Origin of the sequence: Mesorhizobium sp. WSM3864 (assembly GCF_002294955.1) — a bacterium.
Taxonomy (GTDB): Bacteria; Pseudomonadota; Alphaproteobacteria; order Rhizobiales; family Rhizobiaceae; genus Mesorhizobium.
Map to the genome: position 1 here is coordinate 434,915 of NZ_NSGD01000002.1, position 15,697 is coordinate 450,611.

General features: G+C 64.2%; 16 protein-coding genes. 8 read left to right on the plus strand and 8 right to left on the minus strand.

Annotated features, from left to right (window positions below):
• Positions 1–23: 23 nt before the first annotated feature.
• Positions 24–1,157 carry a site-specific DNA-methyltransferase gene (locus CK215_RS06300; protein WP_095781697.1) on the minus strand — a complete coding sequence of 378 codons (1,134 nt, stop codon included), beginning with the start codon at positions 1,155–1,157 and terminating at the stop codon, positions 24–26.
• A 175-nt stretch (positions 1,158–1,332) separates the two neighbouring features.
• Here CK215_RS06300 and CK215_RS06305 point away from each other — a divergent pair, with 175 nt between their 5' ends.
• Positions 1,333–2,022 (plus strand): HAD family phosphatase, encoded by a 690-nt coding sequence (locus tag CK215_RS06305; RefSeq protein ID WP_095827108.1) that lies wholly within the window; start codon positions 1,333–1,335, stop codon positions 2,020–2,022.
• A 30-nt stretch (positions 2,023–2,052) separates the two neighbouring features.
• On the opposite strand, the gene CK215_RS06310 is transcribed toward CK215_RS06305, so the two are convergent.
• Complete coding sequence (locus tag CK215_RS06310; protein ID WP_095830422.1) at positions 2,053–2,790, minus strand: hypothetical protein; 738 nt, start codon at positions 2,788–2,790, stop codon at positions 2,053–2,055.
• Between the two features lie 128 nt (positions 2,791–2,918).
• Here CK215_RS06310 and thrC point away from each other — a divergent pair, with 128 nt between their 5' ends.
• Genes thrC through CK215_RS06330 form a run of 4 tightly spaced genes read left to right on the plus strand, consistent with a single transcriptional unit; the run spans position 2,919 to position 9,128 of the window.
• A complete protein-coding gene (gene thrC, locus CK215_RS06315; RefSeq protein WP_095830599.1) occupies positions 2,919–4,316 on the plus strand; it encodes a threonine synthase in 1,398 nt (465 codons plus the stop codon).
• Positions 4,317–4,330: 14 nt separating this feature from the next.
• Entirely contained in the window at positions 4,331–5,623 is a 1,293-nt protein-coding gene (locus tag CK215_RS06320; RefSeq protein WP_095781699.1) for a pitrilysin family protein, read from the plus strand.
• 16 nt (positions 5,624–5,639) lie between these two features.
• Positions 5,640–6,236 (plus strand): GNAT family protein, encoded by a 597-nt coding sequence (locus tag CK215_RS06325; RefSeq protein ID WP_066997979.1) that lies wholly within the window; start codon positions 5,640–5,642, stop codon positions 6,234–6,236.
• 3 nt (positions 6,237–6,239) lie between these two features.
• Positions 6,240–9,128, plus strand: coding sequence for an EAL domain-containing protein (locus tag CK215_RS06330; RefSeq protein ID WP_095830423.1), 2,889 nt, complete (start codon positions 6,240–6,242; stop codon positions 9,126–9,128).
• A gap of 139 nt (positions 9,129–9,267) precedes the next feature.
• Here the strand turns inward: CK215_RS06330 and CK215_RS06335 are convergent, their stop codons facing one another.
• Positions 9,268–9,876: a YqgE/AlgH family protein gene (locus CK215_RS06335; protein ID WP_095830424.1), complete on the minus strand. Its 609-nt coding sequence runs from the start codon at positions 9,874–9,876 to the stop codon at positions 9,268–9,270.
• 127 nt (positions 9,877–10,003) lie between these two features.
• Between CK215_RS06335 and CK215_RS06340 the strand changes: the two genes are divergently transcribed.
• The 3 genes from CK215_RS06340 (at position 10,004) to CK215_RS06350 (ending at position 11,908) form a co-directional block, all read left to right on the plus strand.
• The gene (locus CK215_RS06340) at positions 10,004–10,810 is read left to right on the plus strand and encodes a protein-disulfide reductase DsbD domain-containing protein (RefSeq protein WP_095830425.1); all 807 of its coding nucleotides are present in this window, start codon (positions 10,004–10,006) and stop codon (positions 10,808–10,810) included.
• Positions 10,811–10,949: 139 nt separating this feature from the next.
• Positions 10,950–11,432 (plus strand): peroxiredoxin, encoded by a 483-nt coding sequence (locus CK215_RS06345; protein ID WP_095830600.1) that lies wholly within the window; start codon positions 10,950–10,952, stop codon positions 11,430–11,432.
• Positions 11,432–11,908 (plus strand): DUF2938 domain-containing protein, encoded by a 477-nt coding sequence (locus CK215_RS06350; protein WP_095830426.1) that lies wholly within the window; start codon positions 11,432–11,434, stop codon positions 11,906–11,908. Before CK215_RS06345 ends, CK215_RS06350 begins: the two co-directional genes overlap by 1 nt.
• A gap of 13 nt (positions 11,909–11,921) precedes the next feature.
• On the opposite strand, the gene rnhA is transcribed toward CK215_RS06350, so the two are convergent.
• The 5 genes from rnhA to CK215_RS06375 form a co-directional block, all read right to left on the minus strand.
• Positions 11,922–12,455, minus strand: a complete 534-nt coding sequence (gene rnhA, locus CK215_RS06355) for a ribonuclease HI (RefSeq protein WP_095830427.1) — start codon at positions 12,453–12,455, stop codon at positions 11,922–11,924.
• Positions 12,452–13,414, minus strand: a complete 963-nt coding sequence (locus CK215_RS06360) for a homoserine kinase (RefSeq protein WP_095830428.1) — start codon at positions 13,412–13,414, stop codon at positions 12,452–12,454. The genes rnhA and CK215_RS06360 overlap by 4 nt, the downstream gene beginning before the upstream one ends.
• Positions 13,415–13,420: 6 nt before the next feature.
• Positions 13,421–14,425, minus strand: a complete 1,005-nt coding sequence (gene ispH / locus CK215_RS06365; RefSeq protein ID WP_095781704.1) for a 4-hydroxy-3-methylbut-2-enyl diphosphate reductase — start codon at positions 14,423–14,425, stop codon at positions 13,421–13,423.
• Positions 14,426–14,498: 73 nt separating this feature from the next.
• Positions 14,499–15,254: an SURF1 family protein gene (locus CK215_RS06370; RefSeq protein ID WP_164748251.1), complete on the minus strand. Its 756-nt coding sequence runs from the start codon at positions 15,252–15,254 to the stop codon at positions 14,499–14,501.
• Positions 15,251–15,637: a DUF983 domain-containing protein gene (locus CK215_RS06375; protein ID WP_066998004.1), complete on the minus strand. Its 387-nt coding sequence runs from the start codon at positions 15,635–15,637 to the stop codon at positions 15,251–15,253. Before CK215_RS06375 ends, CK215_RS06370 begins: the two co-directional genes overlap by 4 nt.
• Positions 15,638–15,697: the final 60 nt, after the last annotated feature.

Consider the following 15,697-nt stretch of genomic DNA (forward strand, 5'->3'; position numbering starts at 1 on the left):
GTTGAGCTTTCGATTCAAGCGGATCAGCCGCCTGCCCGCTCCATTCCGAGGCGGGCGATGCGGCGCAATTCGTCGATCGGGGTGAGGCCGCCGCTGCGCTCATAGTGCCAGAAGGTCCAGCCGTTGCAGGCGTCCAAACCCTGCACCTCGGCGCCGATCTTGTGGATCGAGCCGGCGCTGTCGCCGATGGCCAGCGTGCCGTCGGCGCGCACTTTTGCAGCCCAGCGCTTCTTGGCGTCGTAAAGTGTGGCGCCCGGCGCCACCAGGCCGGTGTCGATCAGGCTTATGAAGGCGACGCGCGGCTCGGCGCGCTTGCCGGACAGCACGGTGAGGTCGGCCTCATCCAGCGGGCGCACGGCGGCGATGCGCTCATTGGCGGCATCGATGTAGGATTGCTCGCGCTCGATGCCGACGAAGTGACGGCCGAGGCGCTTGGCGACCGCACCCGTGGTGCCCGAGCCGAAGAAGGGATCGAGCACGACATCGCCCGGCTTGGTCGAGGCCATCATGATGCGGGCCAGCAACGCTTCCGGCTTCTGCGTGGGATGCAGCTTGTTGCCGTTCTCGTCCTTCAGGCGCTCGGCGCCGGTGCAGATCGGGAACAGCCAGTCAGAGCGCATCTGCAAATCGTCATTCGAGGCCTTTAGCGCTTCGTAGTTGAAGGTGTAGCCCTTGGACTTCTGGTCGCGCGAGGCCCAGATCATCGTCTCATGCGCGTTCTGGAAGCGGCGGCCGCGGAAATTCGGCATCGGGTTGGTCTTGCGCCAGACGACGTCGTTCAGGATCCAGAAGCCGAGATCCTGCATCCTGGCACCGACGCGGAAGATGTTGTGGTAGGAGCCAATCACCCAGATCGTGCCATTGGGCTTCAGCACGCGTCGCGCGGCAAGCAGCCAGGCGCGGGTGAAGGCGTCATAGGCCTCAAAACTCTCGAACCGGTCCCAGTCGTCGTCGACGGCGTCCACCTTGGACTGGTCGGGCCGATGCAGATCGCCGTCGAGTTGCAGGTTGTAAGGCGGATCGGCGAAGATGACGTCGATCGACTTTTCCGGCAGCCTGTCGAGGGTGGCGACGCAATCGCCTTTGAGGATCGTGTCCAGCCATTCGGACTGCTGGGGAGCGTGGGAAAGCTCGTCGAGAAGACGCACGGCAGACATCAAAACACCCAAAGCACACGTTACGGTTTACTGGCCGTTATGGTTACCGATCAGCGTAAACATTCGGTGAAGGTCGAGCGAGAGCCTGCGCCACCGATTTGCGAACACCGGCCCATTGGTGTATGCCGCGCCGCTTGGGCCAGTCAGGCCATTTTCCTCCCAGCTTCGGATTGCCATGCCCCAGCCAGACCTTGTCATTTTCGATTGCGACGGCGTGCTCGTCGATTCCGAGATCATCGCCGCGCGCGTCGAGGCCGAGCTTCTGACATCGGCCGGATACGAAATTTCGGCGGAGGAGCTTGCCGAGACCTATGCCGGGCTGACTTTCAAGGACATCCTGATGCGGGTCGAGGAAAAATCTCACCTTCCCTTCCAGGCCTCGCTGATCGACCGCGCCGAGGAACTCGTCGATCGCAAGCTGCGCAGCGACGTGCGCATCATCGACGGCGCACGCGAGGCGGTGGCGGCGGTGACCACGCCGCGCGCCGTCTGCTCCAATTCGCGCACCGAGCGGATCGAGTTCATGCTTGAAAAGGTGCGCCTGCTGCCCTTCTTCGCCGGCCGCATCTTTTCGGGGCTCGACATCCCCAGCAAGAAGACCAAGCCGGCACCGGACGTGTTCCTCTATGCCGCCGAACAGCTCGGCGCCAACCCGAAGAACACTTTCGTCATCGAGGATTCGGTGCACGGCGTCACCGGCGCCAGGACGGCGGGCATGCGCGTCATCGGCTTCACCGGCGCCGGGCACAGCTATCCCGGCCATGCCGACGCGCTGACCGAAGCGGGCGCCGAAACCGTCATCCGCCGTTTGGCGGAACTCGGCAGCACGATTGCGGCATTGTCGGAGTGGTCGGAGGACGCCTAACCGCGGAAGCGCGATTGGCGGCGAACCAGATCAGTTTGTCGCCGCCGCGGCGACGCGCTTCTTCCTCTTGGCCTTGGACTTGTCCGTCGCTGCCGGCGCGTTCTCGTCATAGCCGGCATAGGCTTGGTAGTCGCGGGCGGTCGGCTCCGGCACCACGACGTTGGTGTCGGTGAAGACGAACTGCGTCGCGGCAGACGGATCGGTGACCTGCACCTGATACTGATGAAGCTGCGAATAGAGCACGTCAGGCCCATGTTGGACCGCGATGCGGATCGGCATCGTCACGGTACCGGGCGTGAACAGCGGTCCCGGCACGACCTTACCGGCCACCGCGATCTTCATCGTCAGCTGGCCGTTTTCGTGAATGCAGTCGCGCGTCACATCGGTGATCGAGGCCTGGTAAATGATCTTGGCGGGATCGCGATTGGGGTCGACGGGTTGACCGTTGGGTCCGGTCTGTGCGGCTGCCTGGGCTTCAGCGTCCGCCGCAGCATCGACTTTCCTTTTCTTCGTCTTGGCAGCGGTGCCCTTGGCATAGGTATTGAAGAAGGCGGTGCCGTCGCGCAGCGTCACTTTCGGGCAGTAGGCGCGCAACTGGCTGGCAAGCACCTTGGGGTCCTGCGGCGGTGGCGGCGCGGTCGGGTCCTTCTTGCTGAAGCCGAAGTTCAAAATGCCATTGTCGCTCGATTGGCAGCCTGCGGCGGCAAGCATAAAGCCGGTGAGCGCCAGACCCGCGACAACACGGCGGTTGATCGAATAAAACCTCATGAACTGCACTTCCCTCTCACAAAGCCGGTGACGTATATCAACGCCGCGGCGAAAATGCGACTGAGCCGGCTCGGAAAATTAACCAATTTGCCGTGGATGACGCGGCCGGCAGCAATGGGTTCTTGACGATGCAATATGTGAGTACCCGCGGGGATGCGCCCGTGCTTGGATTTTCGGACGCGGTGCTGGCCGGACTGGCGCGCGACGGCGGGCTTTACCTGCCGCGCGAATGGCCGCAGTTCTCGTCCGCCAATATTCGCGCCATGCGCGGCCTCGCCTATCCCGACCTTGCCATCCGCGTCTTGACACCCTTCCTCGGCGGCGAGATCGCCGCACCCGTCTTCGAACGGCTGGTGCGTGAAGCCTACGCGACTTTCCGGCACGATGCGGTCTGCCCGCTGGTGCAGACGGGCAAAAACACCTTCATCCTCGAGCTCTTCCACGGCCCGACGCTGGCCTTCAAGGACGTTGCGATGCAGCTGCTCGCGCGGCTGATGGACCATGTGCTGGCCGAACGGGGCAACCGCGCGACCATCGTCGGCGCCACCTCCGGCGACACCGGGGGCGCGGCAATAGACGCCTTCGCCGGCCGCGACCGCACCGATATCTTCATCCTTTTCCCCAACGGCAAGGTCTCGCCGGTGCAGCAGCGGCAGATGACGACGTCGAGCGCGGCGAACGTGCACGCGCTGTCGATCGAAGGCAATTTCGACGATTGCCAGGGCCTGGTGAAGGACATGTTCAACGACCACGGCTTCCGCGACAGGGTGTCGCTGTCGGGCGTCAACTCGATCAACTGGGCCCGCATCATGGCCCAGATCGTCTATTACTTCTCTTCGGCGCTGGCGCTCGGCGCGCCCGACCGGCCGGTGTCATTCACCGTGCCGACCGGCAATTTCGGCGATATTTTCGCCGGTTATGCCGCCAAGCGAATGGGACTGCCGGTCGAGCGGCTGATCATCGCCACCAACGACAACGACATATTGGCGCGCACGCTTGCAAGCGGCGAATACCGCACCAAGGGCGTGTTCGCCACCACCTCGCCGTCGATGGACATCCAGGTGTCCTCGAACTTCGAGCGCCTGCTGTTCGAGGCGGCGGGCCGGGATGCCGCGACGGTCAGGCGCTATATGAACGGGCTGAAGCAGTCCGGCGCCTTTACCGTCGAAGCGGGCGAAATGGCGAGGATCCGTGCGGAGTTCGACGCCGGCCGCGCCAGCGTCGACGAGGTCGCGGCAACCATCCGCCAGACGCTTGAAGCGAGCAGCTATCTGCTCGATCCGCACACGGCCGCCGCTATGCACGTTGCGGCCGGCCATATGTCGGGCGCCGTGCCCATGGTGGTTCTCGGCACCGCGCATCCGGCCAAATTCCCGGCGGCGGTCGAGGCCGCCAGCGGCGTTACGCCAGCGCTGCCTGCCTGGCTCGCCGGCTTGATGACAGCCGACGAAAAGTACACCATACTTCCATCCGAGCTGAAAATGGTGGAAGAATACGTGAGCCGCCACACGCGGGCGGCCCGTTAGGGAGTAGTTGCCATATGGGTGTTGAGGTAAGCCGTCTGTCGAACGGCCTGACGGTCGCCACCGAAACCCTTCCAAGCCTCGAATCCGTTGCCCTTGGCGCCTGGGTCAAGTCGGGCGCACGCAATGAGCGCGATGAAGAACACGGCATGGCCCATCTGCTCGAGCACATGGCTTTCAAGGGAACGAAACGGCGCAGCGCCTTCGAGATCGCCTCTGAAATCGAGAATGTCGGCGGCGAGATCAACGCCGCCACCAGCGTCGAGACGACCTCCTACTACGCCAGGGTGCTTTCCGCCGACGTGCCGCTGGCGGTCGACATCCTGGCCGACATCCTGCAGGAATCGGAGTTCGATCCGGAGGAACTGGAGCGCGAGCAGCATGTGATCCTGCAGGAGATCGGCGCCGCGCACGACACACCCGACGACATCGTCTTCGACCGTTTCACCGAAACCGCCTTCCGCCACCAGACCATCGGCCGCTCGATCCTCGGCACGCCGGAGACGGTCAAATCCTTCACCTCCAGGCAGCTGCACGATTTCATCGAACGGCAATATGGCGCCGAGCGCATGGTGATCGTGGCCGCCGGCGACATCAAGCACGACAATTTCGTGCGTGAGGTGGAAAAGCAGCTTGGTGGCTTCCGCGCCAAGGCCACCAGCAACATCCCGCAATATGCGCAATATGTCGGCGGCGACTTCCGCGAGGACCGCGACCTGATGGATGCGCAGATCGTGCTCGGCTTCGAGGGCCGCGCCTACCATGTGCGCGACTTCTACGCCTCGCAGGTGCTGTCGATGATCCTCGGCGGCGGCATGTCGTCGAGGCTGTTCCAGGAAGTGCGCGAGAAGCGCGGCCTGTGCTATTCGGTCTATGCCTTCCACTGGGGCTTTTCCGACACCGGCATTTTCGGTGTGCATGCGGCGACCGGACAGAGTGATATCGCCAAGCTGGTGCCGGTCATCATCGACGAATTGCAGAAGGCCGGGGAAAGCATCCAGCAGGATGAGCTCGACCGCGCACGCGCGCAATATCGGGCCGGCCTCATCATGTCGGCCGAAAGCCCGGCAAGCCGCGCCTCGCAGATCGCCAGGCAGTTGCTGCTGTTCGGGCGGCCGATCGCCAAGGAGGAGTTGATGGAGCGGCTGGCGGCGCTGACCGTTGAGCGGCTGACCGATCTCTCCTCGCGGCTGTTCTCGACCAAGCCGACGCTGACGGCGGTCGGCCCCGTGGGCACGCTGGCGCCCTACGAGGCGATCCTCGAATCGCTTGCGGGCCCGCAGACGACGGCTCGCAGGCTCGCCGTCTAACCTTCGTTCCAAAGTCGTGTTCGCGCTTCCTTTCTTTCGCCGCGACCTGCCGGCACTGAAGGGCGAAAAGGTCACGTTGCGCGTGCCTTTGACCAACGACTACCGCGAATGGTCGACGCTGCGCGGCGAAAGCCGCGCCTTTCTGGAGCCATGGGAGCCGCGTTGGCAGCCTGACGAGCTCGACCGCACCGCTTGGCGGCTGCGCATCGGCCGCTACCGCGAGGACTATGCGCAAGGCACGGCCATTGCCTTCTTCATCTTCGAGAAGTCGAGCGGCAAGCTCGCCGGCGGCATCACGCTCGGCAACATCCGCCACGGTGTCGCGCAAAGCGGCCACATCGGCTACTGGATCGGCGAGCGCTTCGGCGGCCGTGGACTGATGACCGACGCGGTCAAGGTGGTGTCGCGTTTTGCCTTCGATACGCTGCGGTTGCACCGGATCGAGGCTGCCTGTATTCCCGACAACGCACGGTCGATCCGCGTGCTTGAAAAAGCCGGATTCCGGCGCGAAGGACTTCTCAGATCCTATCTCCGGATCAACGGCATCTGGCAGGATCACTACCTCTACGCCCGGATCGCGGACGATCCGCCGGGTGATGGAACGAAGGGCTGATATGTGACGACTTTTTCGCGAATCGCGTCGCTGTTCGCCCTCATCCTGGCGCTCTTCGTCACGCTTTCAGCGGTTGCGCCGGCATTGGCCGTCGAGCCGATCAAGATTGCCCGCGACGACAAGGCGCTCGACCTTTCGGGCGCAGTCGAGATCTACCGGAACCAGGGCGAGAATTTCCAGGTCTCGACCGCGCCCGGCCCCGACGGCATCGTGCGGCGCATCGAGGTCGAGGCCAATGACGCGCGCTCGACCGGCGACTGGGCGGTGTTCGCGCTCGCCAACACCACCGACCAGCAGCTCGACAGGCTGATCGTCGCGCCGCATTTCCGCCTGGTGAATTCCGGTATCTTCTGGCCCGATCTCGGCTCGACGCGCATCGCGGCGATCACGCCCAGCGAAGGCTTCGCGCTCGACCGCCAGACCAGCCCCGACGCCGATGTGTTCCGAGTGACGCTCAACCCCGGAACGGTCGTCACCTTCATCGCCGAGCTCGCCTCGCCCAAGCTGCCGCAGGTCTATCTGTGGGACCCGGAATCCTACAAGGACTCGGTCAATTCCTACACGCTGTTCCGCGGCATCGTCATCGGCATCGCCGGCCTCTTGGCGCTGTTCCTGACCATCCTGTTCGTCGTCAAGGGAACCTCGATGTTCCCGGCCACCGCCGCCCTTGCCTGGGCGGTGCTCGCCTATATCTGCGTCGATTTCGGCTTCCTCAACAAGGTCATCGAAATCTCGCCCGGCAACGAGCAGATGTGGCGGGCCGGCACCGAGGTGGCGCTTGCGGGTACCTTCGTGGTGTTCCTGTTCGCCTATCTCAACCTCAACCGATGGCACGGCCATTTCAGCTATGGCGCGCTGGTCTGGATCCTCGGGCTGCTGCTGATTGCCGGCGTGGCCATCGTCGATCCGGCGGTCGCCGCCGGCATCGCCCGCATCTCGTTTGCCGCCACCGCGCTCACCGGCCTCGGCCTCATCATCTTCCTCGGAATTCGCGGCTATGACCGCGCGATCATGCTGGTGCCGAGCTGGGTGATGGTGCTGCTCTGGCTATGCGGCTCGTGGATGGCGATCACCGGCATGCTGGACAACGACATCGCCCAGCCGGCGCTCGGCGGCGGCCTGATCCTGATCATCCTGTTGATCGGCTTCACCGTCATGCAGCACGCTTTTGCCGGCGGCGCGCTGCACCAGGGCCTGTTTTCCGACCTCGAGCGCCAGGCGCTTGCAGTCGCCGGCTCGGGCGACATCGTGTGGGACTGGGACGTGCTGCGCGACCGCGTGGTGACCAAGCCCGACATCAGCCTGCAGCTCGGCCTTGCCCCCAACAGCCTTTCGGGCGCGGCCCGCAACTGGCTGCCGGTGCTGCATGCCGACGACCGCGACACCTTCCGCACCACGCTGGACGTGGTGCTGGAGCATCGCCGCGGCCGTGTGGCCCAGAATTTCCGCCTGCGCGGCGCCGACGGGCATTATCATTGGTTCGCGCTGCGCGCCCGTCCCGTGATCGGGTCGGATGGCGAGGTGATCCGCTGCGTCGGCACCATGGTCGACGTGACCGAGCAGAAGAAGTCCGAGGAAAGGCTGCTGCACGACGCCGTGCACGACAACCTGACCGGCCTGCCTAACCGCGAGCTGTTCATGAACCGGCTGGAGGCGATCATCTCGATCGCCCGCACCGAGGACAAGGTGCGCCCGACCGTCTTCGTCATCGACATCGACCGTTTCAAACAGGTCAATGACGGGCTCGGCATTTCGGCCGGCGACACCATCCTGCTGACCATCGCGCGCCGGCTGCACCGGCTTTTGAAGCCCAAGGATTCGCTGTCGCGCTTTGCCGGCGACCAGTTCGCGCTGATGCTGCTTTCGGAACAGGATCCGGCCCGCATCGCCGCCATGGCCGATGCCATCAAGCATGCGATCAACAATCCGATCACCTTTGCCAAGCGCGAGATCGTGCTCACCGCCTCGATCGGCCTGATCACCTGGACGACGGCGCAAACCTCGTCGGAGGACATGGTCAAGGACGCCGAGCTTGCCATGCATCAGGCCAAGCGTTTCGGCGGAGACAGGATCGAGCCGTTCCGGCCGGCCTTCCGCACCGTCGGCACCGACCGGCTGCAGTTCGAATCGGACCTTCGCCGCGCCATCGAGCGGCGCGAATTCACGCTTGCCTACCAGCCGATCGTGCGGCTGGAGGATGGCAGCGTCGCCGGCTTCGAGGCGCTGCTCAGATGGGATCATCCGCGGCGCGGCATGATCCCGCCGGGAGACTTCATCCCGGTGGCTGAGAATTGCGGCCTGATCGTGCAGCTCGGCCTGTTCGCCATGCAGCAGGCGGCCGAGGATCTGGCGGCCTGGCAGAAGCAGATCGGCGACGCGCCGCTGTCGGTTTCGGTCAACCTCTCCAGCCGGCAGCTCATCCGCCGCGACCTGGTCAGCGACGTGCGCTCCGTCATTGCGCGGGCCAACTTGAAGCCGCGCTGCTTCCGGCTCGAACTCACCGAATCGCTGGTGATGGACAATCCCGAGCAGACCGCGCATGTGCTGACCAAGCTTAAGCAACTCGGCATCGGACTGTCGCTCGACGATTTCGGCACCGGCTATTCATCGCTCTCCTACCTGACGCGCTTCCCCTTCGACACGATCAAGATCGACAAGAGCTTCGTCGACGACGCAACGCCGAAACGTGCGGTGCTGCTCAAGTCCATGGTCAACATGGCCCATGAGCTTGGCCTGTCGGTCGTCGCCGAAGGCATCTCCGACGAGAGCGACGCGCTGGAGCTGCGCCAGATGGGCTGCGAATATGTCCAGAGCTTCATGTTCGGCGCGCCGATGCCCGGCGAACTGGTGCTGAAGACGCTGAGGGAGCAATACCCGCTCACGCAGGCTTAGAGGGCTTTGCTTCGGCGCTTACGAACTGCGGTGACCTTCCAACTCGTCATCACCCTAATCGCTCAGAGCGTCGCCATTCCTCAGAGCTGATGACGAAGCCAAGGCGGGTTCGACCAGTCCCGCAGGTCGGCAAAGGTGTTTAGGCGTGCCCCGCGGCGGCGCTCAAATGGGCGAGATCGATGCCGATCGAGGCAAGGATGCGATCGTATTTGCGCTCGATGTCGGCGTCGAACAGCAGCTCAGGCGTCGCCGGGCAGGTCAGCCAGCCATTCTCGGCGATCTCGCTTTCGAGCTGGCCTGCGCCCCAGCCGGAATAGCCGAGCGCCATCAGCGCATGACGCGGCCCGCGACCCGTCGAGATGGCGCGCAGGATGTCGACCGTAGCGGTCAGGCAGATGTCGTCGGAGACGTTGAGCGAGGATTCCACGCGATAGTCGCCGGAATGCAGCACGAAGCCGCGGCTGCGGTCGACAGGCCCGCCATTGCGCACGACGAAATCGCGGGCATGCGCCGGCAAGCGGATTGCTTCTTGCTCGTTCACGATGCCAAGCTGCACCAGAAGGTCGGGGAACAGCATCTGCTGCGTCTGATTGATGATCAGGCCCATGGCGCCCTCGTCGCTGTGGGCACAGATATAGATGACGGAGCGCGTGAAGCGGTCGTCCTTCATGCCAGGCATGGCAATCAGGAACTGATCGTCGAGAAAGCCGCGTCCGGCCGTCTTCTTTTTGTGATGCAACAAGTCCATGGAGCTGAGGGTAACCCGTTTCCGCGGCGCCGAAAAGATGGTCAGGCTGCCCGATGTCACGCAAATATGATACCTGCAGGAACATGAAATCATTGCGCGGCCAAGAACGGGCGATCAAATCACCGTCATGCGATACCTGAATATTGTGGCGCTCGGCGCCGTCGTCGGCCTGGCAGCGGGGCAGCCGGCCGAGGCATCATCCTCGGCCTGGTACAACAGCGAAGGCGGCAAGGTGCGGCTGGTGACCAGCGGCAAGCCGGACGAGGCGGGCAAGATCCACGGCGTGCTCGACATCGCGCTGAAGCCAGGCTGGAAAACCTATTGGCGCGATCCCGGCGACGCCGGTGTGCCGCCGCAGATCGACATCTCGGCCAGCACCAACATCGCAGATGCAAAGCTGTCGTTTCCGCCGCCGCAGCGCCACGACGACGGCTACGGCAAATGGGCCGGCTACGACCGTCCCGTATCGCTGCCGGTGACCTTCACGCTGTCGGCGCCCGACCAGCCGGCGACGATCGATGCCAACGTCTTTCTCGGCATTTGCGAGACGATCTGCATTCCGGTGCAGACGCGGCTCAGCGTCGATCCTGCTTCCGATCCGGACAACGCCACCGACGCGGCGCTGGTGAAGACGGCGCTTGCAACGCTCCCTGGCCCGGCGCGACCTGATTTCGGTATCCGCGTGCTGCCCGGCGATCACGAGACGCTCATCGTCGAGGCGCATTCGCCCGGCGATGCCGATTCCGTCGACTTTTTCATCGCGGGGGAGCGCGACTATATGTTCGGCGCGCCGGTGCGCAGCGAGAAGGACGGCAAGCTTGTTTTCACCGTGCCGATCCTCGACCGGCCGTCAGCGGCGCCCACGGACGGCGGGCTCTACTACACGCTGACAAGCGCCGAAGGTGCGGTGGACGGGTTGCTGCCTTTCCCCTGAGCCAATTCGTCGTGGAGCCGCAATTCCGGATGGAAAACCGCTGGGCACTTTTCCTGGCATTGCTCTGAACGGTTGCGGAATGCGGCCCGGTTCGATATCGCAGGCACAGATCCTTCCCAATCTCCCGAACGAGGAAACCATGACCATTTCGGTTGGCGAAAAACTGCCCGAAGCGACTTTCAAGGTGATGACCGCCGATGGCGCCAAGCCAATGACCAGCGCCGATATTTTCGCCGGCAAGAAGGTGGTGCTGTTCGGCGTTCCCGGCGCCTTCACGCCAACCTGCAGCAACAACCATCTGCCGGGCTATCTCGAGAACCACGACGCCATCGTGGCGCGCGGCGTCGACACTATCGCGGTCGTCTCGGTCAACGACGTCCATGTCATGGGCGCCTGGGCACGTTTCACCGGTGGCGAAGGCAAGATCCTCTATCTCGCCGACGGGAGCGGAGACTTCGCCAAGTCGGTCGGACTCGACAACGACCTTTCCGCGAACGGCATGGGGCTGCGCTCGAAGCGCTTTTCGATGATCGTCGATGACAGCAAGGTCGTGGCTCTCAATGTCGAAGCCAAGCCGGGCGTCGACGAGAGCGGGGCGGCCAAAATCCTCGAGCAGCTCTGATGCTCGACATTGTCTGGCGCGCCATCGCGATCGGCATCGGCGCCACGGTCTTCATGGACGTCTGGGCGATTATCCTCAACAAGGCGTTCGGGCTGCCGCGGCCGAATTGGGGCATGGTCGGCCGCTGGGTCCGGCATCTGACCGAGAAGGTCTTCCATGACGATATCAGTCAGGCCGCGCCGTATACGCATGAAAAGGCGCTGGGCTGGGCATTCCACTATCTCGTCGGAATTCTCTACGGCGTGATCCTGGTCGTGCTGGCGGGAACGGGCTGGCTGGCGGCGCCGACCTTCCTGCCGGCCTTCATCCTCGGCATCGTCACCGTCGGCGCCGGCTGGTTCCTGCTCGCGCCCGGCATGGGTGCCGGCTGGGCAGCATCCAGGACGCCCAACCCGATGCTGGTGCGCGCGCTCAACCTCGTCTCGCACACGGTGTTCGCCCTTGGCCTGTTCTCCACGGCGCTGGCGATCCGGTAGAGGGTCAGGCGCGTCAATAGCTCTGGGTCGAGCGTCGGGGCGCGAGCTTCCTGGCCGGAGCGCCTTCCGGCTGCGGCGCAGCCGCAACCGGTGCTGGCCGCGCCTGCTTCGGCTTGAACGGCGCCATGCCTTGCCTTGCCAGTTCGTCGGCGCGCTCGTTCTCCGGGTGGCCGGCATGGCCCTTCACCCAATGCCAGATAACCTTGTGGCGCCTGTTGGCTTCGTCGAGCGCCTGCCAGAGCTCACCGTTCTTGACCGGCTTCCTCTCGCCGGTTTTCCAGCCGTTCTTCTTCCAGCCATGGATCCATTTGGAAATGCCGTCCATGACGTATTTGCTGTCCGTATAGAGATCTACCGTGCAGGGCTCCTTCAGCGCATCGAGCGCGCTGATGGCGGCAAGCAGTTCCATGCGGTTGTTGGTGGTCTCGGCCTCGCCGCCCGACAGCTCCTTGGTGACGCCGTTATAGCGCAGCACCGCGCCCCAGCCGCCCGGCCCGGGATTGCCCGAGCAGGCGCCGTCGGTGAAGATCTCGATTTGCTTGTTCATGTCAGTCCGTATTCGGATGGAGACTTGATCGCCCGGTGGAAGCGCATGCGGCGGATATATTCGGTCGGATCGCGCTTCATCACCAGCCCACCGTTAGGAATGGTCAGCCAATCATAAAGCCTGGTCAGCATGAAGCGTAGCGCCGAGCCGCGCGCCAGCATCGGCAGCGCCGCTTTTTCCTCGCCCTCAAGCGGCCTCACCGACTGGTAGCCGGCAAGCAGCGCCGCCCCTTTGGTGAGGTTGAAGGAAAAGTCCTTCTCGAAGCACCAGGCGTTGAGGCACGTGGCGACATCATAGGCATAGAGGTCGTCGCAGGCGAAATAGAAATCGATCAGCCCCGACAGCTTCTCGCCAAGGAAGAAGACATTGTCCGGGAAGAGATCCGCGTGGATGATGCCTTGTGGCAGGCGGGTCGGCCAGTTGCGCCCAAAATCCAAGAAGTCCGCGTCGACTTCGGCCGCGAGCCCCGGCTCGACCTCGTCGGCGCGATCGCGCGACGCCGCCCAGAGCTTGCGCCAGCCGTCGATGGCAAGCGCGTTCGGCCGCTTCATCGGGAAATCCCGCCCGGCGAGATGGAGCGCGGCCAACGCCTTGCCGACCTCGCCGCAATGCGCTGCCGTCGGGCGCCTCAGCGACAGGCCCTCGAGAAAGGTGATGATGACGGCCGGCCGGCCGGCGAGCGTGCCGATGACGGTTCCGTCATGCGCGGTGACCGGAAGCGGGCAGGAAATGCCTTTTCGCGCGAGATGGCCCATCAGGCCGAGGAAAAAGGGCAGATCGGCCTTGTCGACGCGCTTCTCGTAGAGCGTCAATATGTAGGAACCGGTGGAAGCATGGACGAGAAAATTCGAGTTCTCGGTCCCTTCGGCGATGCCCTTGTAGGACAGGAGCTCGCCCACCGGATAGGCTTTCAGAAACGCGCTGAGCTCGTTTTCGTTGACGTCGGTGTAGACGGCCATCTGGGCTTACGCGGCTCCGTTGACGAAGGCCATGTCGGCCGCCGTCAGTTCGACATCGCGCAACACCCGCATCACCGGAAAATCCTCCGTTTCCGTGGCCGTGATGGCCAGATCGATGGTGACGTCGAAGCGTTGCCGGAACGCGTCGATGATCTCGTCGACGATGATTTCCGGCGCCGACGCGCCGGCTGACAGGCCGAGCGTCGAAATCCTGCCGATCTCATTCCACGGAATTTCGGAGGCCCGCTGCACGAGAAGCGACATCGCGGCGCCCGCGCGCTCCGCCACTTCGACAAGACGCCGCGAGTTGGACGAGTTCGGCGCGCCGACGACGAGGAAAAGGTCGGCGCCGGCGGCCGTCTCCTTCACCGCCTCCTGGCGGTTGGTGGTGGCGTAGCAGATCGATTCGGCGGCCGGGGCGTGAAGCTCGGGGAAACGCTCTTGCAGCGCCCGGATGATGCCGGCGGTGTCCTCGACCGACAGCGTCGTCTGGGTGACGAAGCCAAGCGCAGCCGGGTCTGCCGGCACGAAGCTTGCCGCATCCGCCTCGGTCTCGATAAGGGTCACGGCTCCTTCCGGCAACTGGCCCATCGTGCCGATCACTTCCGGATGGCCGGCATGGCCGATCAGGAGCACATGGCGGCCGAGCCGCTGGTGCCGCATCGCCTGCTTGTGCACCTTCGACACCAGCGGACAGGTGGCATCGAGGTAGAACAGGTTGCGCGCCTCGGCGTCGGCCGGCACCGATTTCGGCACCCCATGCGCGGAAAAGACGACCGGCGACTGACGATGCTCGGGCGGGATCTCGGACAATTCCTCGATGAACACCGCGCCCAGGCTCTGCAGCCCCTCGACGACATAGCGGTTGTGCACGATCTCATGGCGGACATAGACCGGCGCGCCGTATTTCTTCAGCGCCAGCACGACGATCTGGATGGCACGGTCGACGCCGGCGCAGAAGCCGCGCGGCTGGCAAAGCCTGATCGTCAGCGGTGGCTTTTTTTCAATCATCAAAACGGGCCGGTTCAGTCGGAAAGCTGAAGGCGAAATGAGGCGTGCACCCCTGCCCTGTCAAGAGCGGCGCTCACTCCTCCTTCGCCGGGCGGCGAAGCCTGAGGATCAGCACCGCGGCAAGGGCGGCGGCAAGGCCATACCAGGTGACGGCATATTGCAGGTGGTTGTTCGGCAGATCGATGATGGTGACGCCGCCGACCGGCAGACCGCCGGGGTTAGGGGTCTTGTCGGCATCGATGAAGAAGGGCACCAGCACGGCTCCCGCTGGCAGCCCGGCGCTCGAGGCCATGACGTCGCGGTCCTTCCAGTAGAAGATGTTCTTGGCGACGTCGTTGTCGGGCAGCATCATCGAGGGTTTTTCGGGCAGCGGATTGCGGGCAAGCCCGGTCACCGTCACCGTGCCGGCGACCTCGCCCTGCTTCCGCTTGGCAGGATCCTTGAGATCGTAAGGCACGAAGCCGCGGTTGACGAGCACGAAGCGGCCGTCGTCGAGCCGCAGGGGCGTGTAGACATTGAAGCCCGTGTCGCCTTCCCAAGTGGCAAAGAAATGCCGTTCGCCCTGGTGCAGGAAAGTGCCGGTCACCGTCACCGGCGTGTAGTCGACATCGTGTGTGGCGGCGAATTCTTTCTCGACATCGGTCAGTGGCAAAGGTGCCGCATGGGTGCGCTTGTCGATGGTATCGATCAGCCCTTCCTTCCAGTGCAAGCGCTGGACCTGCCACGTGCCGAGGCCGAGGAGAATGGCGAACAGGACAAGGCCGATCCCAAGCAGCAGCGCCGAGCGCGGCCGCGAAGCGCCGGCAGTCGAGGAGGTCGCATCGCTCATTGGCCGCTGTCCAGCCTGCCTTCCGCGGCCTTCTTGGAATATTGCAGGGTGATCAGCACGCCCTTGATCAGGCGCAGCGCCGCCAGGCTCAGCACCAGCGCCAGCGGTATCCACAAAATGAAATGCAGCCAGAGCGGCGGGCTCAGCGACACTTCCATCCACAGCGCCAGGCCGACGACGATGAAGCCGATGATCAGGATGACGAAGACCGCCGGACCGTCGCCGGCATCGGCAAAGGAATAGTCGAGGCCGCAATTGTAGCAGCGCTTGCCGACGGTGAGGAAGCCGGAGAACAGCTTGCCCTCGCCGCAGCGCGGGCAATGGCCGCGCAGCCCGGCCGAGATCGGGTCGACGGGTGGCCAGATCGCCTTGTCTTCGCTCATGTCCGCACCGTAGACCCGTTCGGTCAAAAAGATAAGGCGGCCACGTCGCCGCAGCCGCCT

Excerpts from the sequence above, each read along its gene's own strand:
- CK215_RS06300 (WP_095781697.1), bottom strand. The coding sequence starts at position 1,157 with ATGTCTGCCGTGCGTCTTCTCGACGAGCTTTCCCACGCTCCCCAGCAG.
- CK215_RS06305 (WP_095827108.1), top strand. The coding sequence starts at position 1,333 with ATGCCCCAGCCAGACCTTGTCATTTTCGATTGCGACGGCGTGCTCGTC.
- CK215_RS06310 (WP_095830422.1), bottom strand. The coding sequence starts at position 2,790 with ATGAGGTTTTATTCGATCAACCGCCGTGTTGTCGCGGGTCTGGCGCTC.
- thrC (WP_095830599.1), top strand. The coding sequence starts at position 2,919 with ATGCAATATGTGAGTACCCGCGGGGATGCGCCCGTGCTTGGATTTTCG.
- CK215_RS06320 (WP_095781699.1), top strand. The coding sequence starts at position 4,331 with ATGGGTGTTGAGGTAAGCCGTCTGTCGAACGGCCTGACGGTCGCCACC.
- CK215_RS06335 (WP_095830424.1), bottom strand. The coding sequence starts at position 9,876 with ATGGACTTGTTGCATCACAAAAAGAAGACGGCCGGACGCGGCTTTCTC.
- CK215_RS06340 (WP_095830425.1), top strand. The coding sequence starts at position 10,004 with ATGCGATACCTGAATATTGTGGCGCTCGGCGCCGTCGTCGGCCTGGCA.
- CK215_RS06345 (WP_095830600.1), top strand. The coding sequence starts at position 10,950 with ATGACCATTTCGGTTGGCGAAAAACTGCCCGAAGCGACTTTCAAGGTG.
- CK215_RS06350 (WP_095830426.1), top strand. The coding sequence starts at position 11,432 with ATGCTCGACATTGTCTGGCGCGCCATCGCGATCGGCATCGGCGCCACG.
- rnhA (WP_095830427.1), bottom strand. The coding sequence starts at position 12,455 with ATGAACAAGCAAATCGAGATCTTCACCGACGGCGCCTGCTCGGGCAAT.
- CK215_RS06360 (WP_095830428.1), bottom strand. The coding sequence starts at position 13,414 with ATGGCCGTCTACACCGACGTCAACGAAAACGAGCTCAGCGCGTTTCTG.
- ispH (WP_095781704.1), bottom strand. The coding sequence starts at position 14,425 with ATGATTGAAAAAAAGCCACCGCTGACGATCAGGCTTTGCCAGCCGCGC.
- CK215_RS06370 (WP_164748251.1), bottom strand. The coding sequence starts at position 15,254 with ATGAGCGATGCGACCTCCTCGACTGCCGGCGCTTCGCGGCCGCGCTCG.
- CK215_RS06375 (WP_066998004.1), bottom strand. The coding sequence starts at position 15,637 with ATGAGCGAAGACAAGGCGATCTGGCCACCCGTCGACCCGATCTCGGCC.